At 48.7% G+C, this 10038-nt stretch carries 12 protein-coding genes; 1 reads left to right on the forward strand and 11 read right to left on the reverse strand.

Annotated elements, in window-relative coordinates:
• Positions 1–115 precede the first annotated feature (115 nt).
• On the forward strand, positions 116–826 hold the full coding sequence (locus ALO_RS08435; RefSeq protein WP_004094813.1) for a Crp/Fnr family transcriptional regulator: 711 nt from the start codon (positions 116–118) through the stop codon (positions 824–826).
• A gap of 91 nt (positions 827–917) precedes the next feature.
• Here the strand turns inward: ALO_RS08435 and ALO_RS08440 are convergent, their stop codons facing one another.
• The 11 genes from ALO_RS08440 to ALO_RS08490 all read right to left on the reverse strand — a co-directional run bounded on the left by ALO_RS08440 (position 918) and on the right by ALO_RS08490 (position 9867).
• Complete coding sequence (locus ALO_RS08440) at positions 918–1352, reverse strand: CD1247 N-terminal domain-containing protein (RefSeq protein WP_004094814.1); 435 nt, start codon at positions 1350–1352, stop codon at positions 918–920.
• A gap of 456 nt (positions 1353–1808) precedes the next feature.
• Positions 1809–2366: an elongation factor P gene (gene efp, locus ALO_RS08445; RefSeq protein WP_004094815.1), complete on the reverse strand. Its 558-nt coding sequence runs from the start codon at positions 2364–2366 to the stop codon at positions 1809–1811.
• Between the two features lie 13 nt (positions 2367–2379).
• Positions 2380–3447, reverse strand: coding sequence for a M24 family metallopeptidase (locus ALO_RS08450; RefSeq protein ID WP_004094816.1), 1068 nt, complete (start codon positions 3445–3447; stop codon positions 2380–2382).
• Positions 3448–3563: 116 nt separating this feature from the next.
• Entirely contained in the window at positions 3564–5216 is a 1653-nt protein-coding gene (locus ALO_RS08455) for a peptidoglycan D,D-transpeptidase FtsI family protein (RefSeq protein ID WP_004094817.1), read from the reverse strand.
• A gap of 65 nt (positions 5217–5281) precedes the next feature.
• A complete protein-coding gene (locus tag ALO_RS08460) occupies positions 5282–5512 on the reverse strand; it encodes a DUF4911 domain-containing protein (protein WP_004094819.1) in 231 nt (76 codons plus the stop codon).
• Positions 5505–6740: a peptidase U32 family protein gene (locus ALO_RS08465; RefSeq protein ID WP_004094824.1), complete on the reverse strand. Its 1236-nt coding sequence runs from the start codon at positions 6738–6740 to the stop codon at positions 5505–5507. Before ALO_RS08465 ends, ALO_RS08460 begins: the two co-directional genes overlap by 8 nt.
• Entirely contained in the window at positions 6737–7348 is a 612-nt protein-coding gene (locus ALO_RS08470; protein ID WP_004094826.1) for an O-methyltransferase, read from the reverse strand. The genes ALO_RS08465 and ALO_RS08470 overlap by 4 nt, the downstream gene beginning before the upstream one ends.
• Positions 7349–7391: 43 nt before the next feature.
• The gene (gene mltG, locus ALO_RS08475) at positions 7392–8411 is read right to left on the reverse strand and encodes an endolytic transglycosylase MltG (protein ID WP_004094827.1); all 1020 of its coding nucleotides are present in this window, start codon (positions 8409–8411) and stop codon (positions 7392–7394) included.
• Positions 8412–8722: 311 nt separating this feature from the next.
• On the reverse strand, positions 8723–9058 hold the full coding sequence (locus ALO_RS08480) for a DUF1292 domain-containing protein (RefSeq protein WP_004094830.1): 336 nt from the start codon (positions 9056–9058) through the stop codon (positions 8723–8725).
• Positions 9059–9155: 97 nt separating this feature from the next.
• Positions 9156–9584 (reverse strand): Holliday junction resolvase RuvX, encoded by a 429-nt coding sequence (gene ruvX, locus ALO_RS08485; protein WP_004094831.1) that lies wholly within the window; start codon positions 9582–9584, stop codon positions 9156–9158.
• A 25-nt stretch (positions 9585–9609) separates the two neighbouring features.
• Positions 9610–9867 (reverse strand): IreB family regulatory phosphoprotein, encoded by a 258-nt coding sequence (locus ALO_RS08490; RefSeq protein WP_004094834.1) that lies wholly within the window; start codon positions 9865–9867, stop codon positions 9610–9612.
• Positions 9868–10038: the final 171 nt, after the last annotated feature.

Here is a 10038-nt window from a genome sequence, read left to right on the forward strand (position 1 = left end):
ATGAAACAGGAGCTTTTACTAAAATTCTATTATGAATAGCCAAATAATGATAGGACATATGTCTCCTTGTATGGAAAAAGAAATACATACATTTCCTGATTAAGGAGGATTGCCCATGACGGCATCGAACGATCCCCTGTTTCAGTATGAATCGGACCTGCCTGTCCCGATCAGGCAATTGCTGCAAAATATGCTCAAAGTTTGCGGCGATGCCGCCGTCTGGGTGACACTGCGAAAGGATACCCCTATCGTCAAGGGCCACGACCCCAGCACACTGGTTTATCTGGTGGTCAGCGGACAAATGGAGGCCCTTGCCGAATTTCCCTCCGGCATCCATTATTCATTCAGTAAATTCACCGCTTTCGATATGGTTGGCGAACTGGAGGCTATTACCGGCGACGGGCATTATGCTATTACCGTGAAAGCTCAAACAACCTGCAAAGCCTTCTGTCTGCCCAAAGAGACGTTTTTAGATTGGCTGCGCCAATGTCCGAGCGATTCCCTGACTGTCTGCAGTTTACTGGCGGAAAAACTCTTTGCTCAGTTAAAGGCCAACCGCAGTTTTTTATTTTTAGATTCTATCGATCGTTTTGCCCTGCACCTGATTGCCTGTTACCAGCAGCAAAATTTGGATTCCAGTCTTTGTCTGTCCTCAACCCGCCAGCAAATTGCCGATGAAATCGGCTTTTGCACAAAAACCGTCAACCGTTGCGTCAAGCGGCTGGCCGAGCAGGGTTATATCAGCCTGGAGCGCAACAAAATCGTAGTGGACCAGGAGCAGTACCAGCGACTGCTCGCTTTGGACATTAAACCGGATTATTCATGACAGGAGAAAAGCGGCTTTGCAGAGTCTTTTCTGTCTAAAAAAGTAAAAACATCCCGCGAAACGGGATGTTAAGGATAAATACTTTTAGTCGCTAGATACCGGCATTGATGTTCCGTGGTTTTGACTCCACAGCAATTAGATCATCAGCATCGGTGTCATAGGTATTCTCGTAGACGACTTCACCGCAGGTGGGGCAGGTGATCTCAATGACATCCTCATCTTCCAGGTTATCGGCGCCAAAAGTCACGGTTTCATGACAACGGGGACACTCGACTTCCACAATGGGCTCATCGGCCGGCTCGTCTTCGTAGACTGTCTCTTCCAGGTCATGCAGGTCCTCATCAATGGTTTCCACATAATCCTGCAGTTCCTGATGATCGTGAGAAAGCAAGTGAATCTCCTGAGCCAAAGATTCCAAGACATCAATCATATTTAACAGAATTTTGCCTTCGGATGATTCACCGCTGACATTCAATCCTTTGGTCAGCCCCTGCAAATACGCTACCTTTTCCTTTACGTTTCCCATGGCAGTAAAACCCCCCCTGTATGTTCTCTATACTACTGCTATTTTGCCCAAAAAGTATAGAAAAAATTACAGGAGGGAGGAGACCGTTGAAAAAGGCTCATCTGCGTCACTTCAGCCTCCTGCGGGCGGGCTCAGTCAGAAGGCGTCTCTTTTCGGATTCTAGGCAATCGATATTTTTGCTGTGACTGCGTTGAAAAGCGACTTGCTTTCTTCCTGTTCTCACGATGCTCCGCATCTTTCTAGTATCGACGTACCCTGCAAACGTACAGTCTCACGCCCGTCCTCGTCGCGCTGTATCAGAATACAGGACTTTTGGGGAGAGCGGCAACAGTGATAACCTCCCATAAGCCGAAAAGTCCTTGAGTTCTTCACTGTACGGAGACGCAGAGCATCTCTCGTACCTAGCATCTGAACCTTTTGGAACGTCTCAAATTCGAGGCCGTAAATTTTGTTTGCTTAAGCCCGTTCTACATAATCGCCGCTTCTGGTGTCGATACGCAGTACGTCGCCTACTTCAATGAACAGGGGGACCTTAACCACATAGCCGGTTTCCAGTTTGGCCGGCTTGGTGCCGCCTGTAGCTGTATCGCCGCGGATGCCGGGGTCTGTTTCCACTACCCGCAGTTCTACGGAATAAGGCAATTCCACGCCCATGATCGAACCCTGGAAAAGCATAACGCCGATATTCATGTTTTCTTTTAAAAATTGGCGGGTATCGCCTAATTGTTCCTCCGTCAAAGCAATCTGCTCATAGTTTTCATTGTCCATAAAATGATACATGTCATCGCTTAAGTATAAAAACTGCATTTCGCGCCGGTCAACATGGGCTTTCGGCAGTTTTTCACCGGCATTGAAGGTACGCTCCACCACAGCGCCGGTACGGGCATTTTTCATTTTGGCCCGGACAAAAGCCGCCCCTTTTCCCGGTTTTACATGTTGGAAGTCTACAACCTGCCAAACATCCCCATCCATTTCAATCGTAACACCGGTGCGAAAATCATTGGTCGATATCATTGAAATCCTCCTATCAAACGTCTAATTCTATAAGTTGTTTACTGCTGGCGGTAAGAATCTCACAGCCGGCAGGGGTAACTACTACCATATCCTCGATGCGAACGCCACCCCAGTCAGGGATATAAATGCCCGGTTCAACCGTTACGACTGTATTCTCCCGCAGTATGGACTCAGAATAAGGAGACAGACGGGGTTCTTCATGAATAACAAGCCCTACTGAGTGTCCCAGTCCATGTCCGAAATAGTCGCCAAATCCGGCCTGTTCGATTACCCGACGCGATTGAGCATCCACCTCTTTGCCTGAACGGCCGGGTCTCACAGAAGCTACGCCCGTCAATTGGGCTGCCAGCACTGTTTCATAAATCTCTTTTTGCCTCGCGGAAGCTTTCCCCAGAACAACCGTCCGGGTCATATCCGAATGATAGCCCTGATAGACCGCCCCAAAATCCATGGTAATCATATCGCCAGCCGACAGGACCTTGTCCGAAGGCTGCCCATGAGGCAGAGCGCCTCGCTTGCCGGAAGCTACAATCGTATCAAATGCCGGTTTTTCACTGCCCAGTTTACGCATGATATATTCCAGCTCCACGGCCACATCATACTCCCGCATGCCGGAATGAATATATGTAAGAACCTGAGTAAAGGCTTTGTCGGCAATGCGAACCGCTTCCCGGATACAGGCCAGTTCCGCCTCATCCTTTTGCTGCCGCAGATGATCCAGCTTAAGAGATGTAAATTGAACATCCGGGACTGACTTGCATAACTGCTGAAATATGTCTACAGTTACCGCATCGCTCTCAAATCCGACGCGAACATGCTTCCCGGTTTTAATAACCTCATCCAGAGCGGCATAGATACTGCTGCCGTGCCGCCGAATTTCATAACCCGGCGCCTGTGCCGTCGCCTGTTCAATATAGCGGAAATCCGTAAGGAGTTTGGCGTCGCAGCCGCTGATCCAGAGCATCCCCGCCGACCCGGTAAATCCGCTGAAATAACGGCGATTCTCCGGTTTACTGATGATGACTCCGTCTAATCCATGCGCCGGTAACTCAGCTCTAAGTCGCTGCAATCGTGCCGACATGTCACATTCCTCCAAACTCTGCCTGCGATGACCTGATGACCATTTTTAGACTATTAGCTCTAAGAGCTAGATTATCCTGCCATCACATGAAATAAATTATAATATTGATTGAACTATTACTGCAAGAGATTTTCCATGATTTCACGAAAAATCGGCGCTGCCACATCGCTACCGGACATCCCTTCCTCGATGAAAACCACCGCCACATAGCGGGGATTATTTAACGGCGCATAGCCGGCAAACCAGGCATGGTTGATGCTTTTCCCGCTGACGCCCGTCTTACCGGTTTCTGCAGAGCCGGTTTTGCCGGCAGAACCGTAGCGATCGACTTGTGCCGCCACGCCGGTGCCATAGGATGTTACTGCTTTCATCATTTCCCGTAAGGCTGAAGCTGTCCTGGCGGAAACCACTCTGACCCCAGCCCGGGCGGCAGGCATCTCCTGCAGCCTGCCGCCCGGTTCCACTACCTTTTTAACCAATCGAGGCTGTACTTTGATCCCGTCATTAATCAGAGTCGCCACCAGGGAGGCAACCTGGATCGGTGTCACTTCCAGCATGCCTTGCCCAATGCTTAAATTAGCCAAATCGCCGGCATAAACCTGCCCCGGATTGGGCAAATTGCCGCCAACTTCGTCTTTAATCGCCAAACCGACCGACTGCCCGAAGCCGAATTTTTGCGCATAGGTAATGACTTTTTCCGCGCCCAGGGTTAGCCCCACCTGAATAAACACTGGATTGCTGGAATAGGCCAGAGCTTGGGTAAATGTAATCTGCCCTCTGCTTCCCTTCTCATAATCCCAGCCTTGAAAACGAATATTATTTACGTCGATATAGCCGGCATCAAAAAACATCTGATTGGGCTGAACCACTTTTTCTTCCAAGGCAGCGGCGGCAATCACCAGTTTAAATACCGAACCGGGCTGATAACCCATAACCGCCCGGTTGATCAGAGGAGCGGCAGTCAGATTTAAATATTCGCTTAACTGTTCGGCGCGAAAATTCGGACGGGATGCCATGGCCAATACTTCGCCGGAACGAGGGTCAAGAATCACTACTGAACCTTTTTCCATGTGCCGGTCCAGTACCCTTTCCACAACTGACTGTATGCTCCGGTCAAGGGTGAGTACTACCTGACCGGAATCTGCGCTGGCCGCTGGCCCTACTTTGCGGAAACCAAGACCGGGTATGGGCTTTTGGCTGGCGTCAATCATCGCCGCCACATAGGAAGCCTGCAAACCGCGCAGAACATGATCATAAGCCTGCTCGATGCCGCTGACTCCCTGATTGTCTGCGGCATTCATATAACCAATAACATGGGACGCCAAATTGCTATATCTGGCATTAATGCGGGTCAGAACGACCCCCGGAATGTTCTTTGCCTGCAATTGCCGGATCACCGCCGGGTCATCGGGAATTCTCCAGGAAAAAGGCTGTCCGGTATTCTGGGCCAAACGAGCAATAATTGCAACCTCTTTAGCGCCGATAATAGGGATTAAGTCAGCTAGTACGCGGGGAGAATCAATCAACTGAGCCGGAAAAATAATCAGCCGGGTCTCTGGAATGATGTTGGTCATGGACAGACCGTATCGGTCCAGAATATCGCCCCGGGGCGGAGCAAGCGGCACTTCTAGTATGCGGCCTTTTAAGGCGCTGATGCTGAGCTGATCGCTCTCTAGAATCTGAAGATAAAATAATCGTCCGATCAGCAATATTACAGAGAAAAGAAAAATCCAGACCAAATGATAAATACGGTTAACATGAAATGCCATACTATCACCTCATAGATGATAGTATGGCATTTTTTGATAGACCCTAATCTAATCCATTGACGGCTTTATTCCGTTTCAGACTGTCCGCTGCAAAGCTCAACATGAATGGGCAGGCTGACTAAAATACGCCTGACATCCCCGGCAGTATCAGGAGTGGCCCGGATTTTTACCAATCCGGCGGCGCGGTCCACTGTGGTCACTACGCCAAAATATTCATACCCCTCCATAATCCGGCTCAAATAGGTGATATGCCTTGGCTCCAGACGCGCCAATACTGTTCCCGCCGAATTACTCATCGCTGGGTTTCACCACCTTTCGCCGCAGCATGGCATAAGGAACGATGGGTTGAGAAACCGGCAGCATGACGATTTGCTGAGGATGGGGCGCTACCGCAATCGAATTTCCCGCCTGATCGGTCATAGCTGAAAGAGTCTGCACAAATGGCGGTTTTCCCGGCTGCACTATTTCAATTTCTTCGCCGATCTTCATATTGTTGCGCTGTTCCACAACCGCCCAGCCCCGTGCGGCATCATATTCTCTCACCAGACCGATAAAATCATGGGTTTGCAAATAACTTTTTGACCAGTATATCTGATCCTGGTGAGTGGTTTTACCAAAAACGAATCCGGTGGTATAGTCCCGGTGGGAAATCTTCTGAAGTTCGGCCAGCCACTCTGGCCTGACAGTGTAGTGAGCCGGATCCTGCAGAAAACTGTCAATGGCTTCCCGATAGACTTTCACCACCGTGGCTACATAATGAACGCTTTTCATGCGCCCTTCGACTTTAAAACTGTTGAGACCGCTATTCACCAGATCAGGGATATGCGGCAACAGGCACAAATCCTTTGAATTAAAGATATAGGTCCCCCGTTCATCTTCCAGTACCGGATAAAATTCACCGGGACGGGTTTCCTCCATCAAATGATATTTCCAGCGGCAAGACTGGGTACATTCACCCCGGTTGGCGTCTCTGCCGGTAAAATAATTGCTCATGAGACAGCGGCCGGAATAGGAAATGCACATGGCGCCATGGACAAAAGCTTCCAGTTCCAGCTGCACGTGAGAACGAATTTCACGAATTTCCTCCAGGGACAGTTCTCTGGCCAATACCACCCGGCGGACTCCCAAGTTCTGCCAGAATAAGACGGAAGACCAGTTGGTATTATTCGCCTGGGTGCTAACATGAATTGGAAGTTCAGGCGCCGCTTCCCTAGCGATCCGAAAAACGCCCGCATCGGCAATAATAAGACCGTCTACGCCGATTCTGTCCAGCTGCCGAATATATTCGGGCAGACCGGCCAAATCTTCGTTATGGGGAAAAATATTAACCGTAACGTAGACTTTCTTGTTTAGGTTATGGGCAAACGCCACTGCTTCGGCGATTTCATCTTCCGAGAAATTGTCATTGAAAGCTCTGAGGCCATAGGCTTTGCCCCCCAGATAGGCAGCATCCGCTCCATAGAGAAAAGCCATTTTAAGTTTTTCCAGATTGCCGGCCGGCGCCAGCAGTTCAGGTTTTTTCATACCAGATCCCCTTGATAATAGGAAATTGACAGGCCGTCTCCCGCTGCTCGGATTTCTGTTTGAAAGCGGGGATCACGACTGACAAAATCAAGATATTGTTTCATCCTGGTGGCAATAGTGCGAAACCGCCGGGGCGGCTGCCCGTCAAGCACTATGCCGCGAAACAGAACATTGTCAGCCACAACCGCCGCCCGGGGAGAAAGCTGAGTCAACACTGCCGTCAGATAATTGTAATATTGAGCCTTGGCCGCATCAATAAATACTAAATCAAATGGTCCTGCTATCCCCGGGATTATTTGCGCCGCATCGCCTTCGACCAGGGTAATCCTGTTTTCATAATCTATGCCAGCCTGGTGAATAAACTGTCGCGCCAGGATGATGCGGCCAGCATCCTTTTCTATCGTAATAATCCGGCCTGATGCCGGCATATGGGCCGCCATCAGCAAGGCGGAATATCCTATGGCTGTACCGATTTCCAATATCCTGGCCGGTTTTTGCGCAAGAATGACTTCGATAAGGACTTGTTCCGAGGCGGCAGCCAGGATCGGTACCCGGGTATCCTGAGCGTAGCGCCGGATGTTTGTCAGAAGGGAAGCTATGTCCGTCATAGTATGCAATCCTCATAATTAAGAGCCTCAGCTATAAGCAGGATCAGTTGCTGACCCTGCTTATAGCGGCTAAATGTTCGGTATAGGTTTTACTGAAATGATGTCTGCCGCTACTGTCAGCCACAAAATACAGATAGTCGGTTTGGGTCGGATTTAAGACCGCCTGGATAGCTGCAATGCCGGGATTGGCAATAGGTCCGGGAGGCAGTCCCATATGAAGATAGGTGTTATAGGGGGAAGGAAGCTGGGTATCTTCTATAGTCAGTTCAGGCTTGGGATAGCCCAGGATATATTGGATAGTGGCGCAGGATTGCAGCGGCATATGCATTTTCAGACGTTTCAGGAATACGCCTGCAATAATGGGGCGGTCCGCCTCCACTTGCGCCTCTTTTTCCACCAAAGAGGCCAGGATAATCACCTCGTAAATAGAGAGTCCCATTTGCGCCGCCTTGTCACGCATAGCCTGAGTGAACTGTTCATTAAACTGGTAAACCATCATCCGCAGCAATTGTTCTTCTGTAATCCCTTGTTTTACCTTATAGGTATCGGGAAAAGCAAATCCTTCCACCCGAAAGGCCAACTCCGGCCTATGCTGGATATATTCGTAGGGTGCCAAGTCTTTAGCCAATTCTTTAAACTTGACGGCATCGGCCAGCTGTTTCTCCTCCAGAAGGGTGGCAATTTGATTGATAGTGTACCCCTCCGGGATGGTAAACTGCCGGTAGCTGATTTCCCCTGTAGCCAGCATCTTTACCATACGCTGCACCGACATGTTGGGAGTAAAAGCATATTCCGCCGCTTGCAGTGAGTTCTCCATTCCTTCGATTCTGGCTACAACCCGGAAGAGAAAAACATTTTTTATCAGCCCCTTCGCATAGAGCATATCGCCTATGTCGCGAGCGGACATTCCCGGTTTTACCGTTACAATAATCGGATTGGCGATGATCGTGCTGACAGGCTGAGCTAAATCGTAGGCGACTGTCCCCAGCAGAAAACCTGAAATACTAATCAAAATTGCCAGGCCGACCAAAATCCAGCGAAGTTTCTTTATCTTTTTCAACATGTTGCTACCACCTTTCAATGTGGCGATTTTCGTGAAAAATTCTGGTTAAAATATTATAATATCATAGAAACCAGCATTGATCAATCTCTGACTCATACTACTAATGCCACATGACTGGAAACGGTATAATTAGCTTTTATCCAAAATGCAATTTTATACCTTTCTGCCAGCAGCAACCTACATAGATATGTGCCAGGCCATATGCTGTATAATGAGAATTCTTTCTAATATGACAAAATCCTTCTTCCTTTGCCAGCAGGAAAATCCAACACAAAAAACCCGGGACAGAGCCCGGGTTCAAATTCAATCTTTTATTCTTCCTCGTCCAGTAATTCTTCATAGGCGCGAAGCACTGCATCATATTCTTCATCTGTAGGATCAATATAGATCTCTTCACCGTTCTCATCGGTATCAATACGGGCGATCAGAGCATCCCCGTCATCGCCGCAACACTCACAATTACGATCATGATCATCGGAGCAGTCGCAGTCATCGGTATCAATCGGGACTAATATAGCGAACTTCTTTTCGCCTACCGGGATGATCATTTCTTCCCGATAATAACTTTCGTTACCATCTTCGTCAGTTATTACAACAACTACATCGTCTTCCATTTCATCCAGGTCGTCCTTTTCGAAATCGGCCATTAATTGTCACACCTCATCTTTATATACATTCATTGCCATTTTATACGAGAAAACCAGTCCTGTCAAGCAAGAATTCACTAGGAGACCGTTGAACAGTTTATGTAAGCTTAGTGCGCGGTAAGCTGTCAAGATACCCTTGCAGGATGAAGACGGCAGCCATTTTATCAATCACTTGCCGGCGTTTGGCACGGCTTACATCTGCCTCCAGCAGAGTCCTTTCGGCAGCAATTGTTGAGAGTCTTTCATCCCATAGCTGTATCTTTATAGCCGGAAAGCGCTTCTGCAATAAGGCCGCAAACTCCTGGACCGACCGTCCCCGGTCGCCCACTGATCCGTTCATGTTTTTGGGAAAGCCAAGCAGTAAGATTTCCGCCTGGTAATGCCGGATTAACTCCGCTAACCTGATCAGGTCTTTTTCCAGGCTGCTGCGTTGTATGACTTCAACACCTTGGGCCGTAAGCCCTAATGCATCACTTACCGCGACGCCGATCCGCTTTTCTCCCACATCAAGGGCTAGTGTGCGCATGGATCCTCCAAAATATGTATCACCGTTATTTTTCTCGCATATAGAAACGGACCAATTCTTCCAGGATTTCATCTCTTTCCAGTTTGCGAATCAGGGTGCGGGCATTGTTATAGCTTGTGATATAGGTAGGATCCCCGGATAAAAGATATCCCACAAGCTGACTGATGGGATTATAGCCTTTTTCCTTCAACGCCTGGTACACGATGACGATCGTTTTGGCCGCCTCGTTGGTTTCTGCGCCATCCACCTGAAACATCATGGTCTCATCAGAGATAGGAGCCATAGCAATCATCCCCCTTGCCAGTGTTTTCTTTTACTACCATATAATTCTACTCCTGACTAAACTATTCCTTGCTACCTATGAAAAAAAGGGGAAATTCAAGGAGACCGTTGAAAAAGGGCTCATCTGCGTCACTTTCAGCCTCCTGCGGGGGCGCTGTATCAGAATTTGTGG

Source organism: Acetonema longum DSM 6540, from assembly GCF_000219125.1.
Classification (GTDB): Bacteria; Bacillota; Negativicutes; order Sporomusales; family Acetonemataceae; genus Acetonema; species Acetonema longum.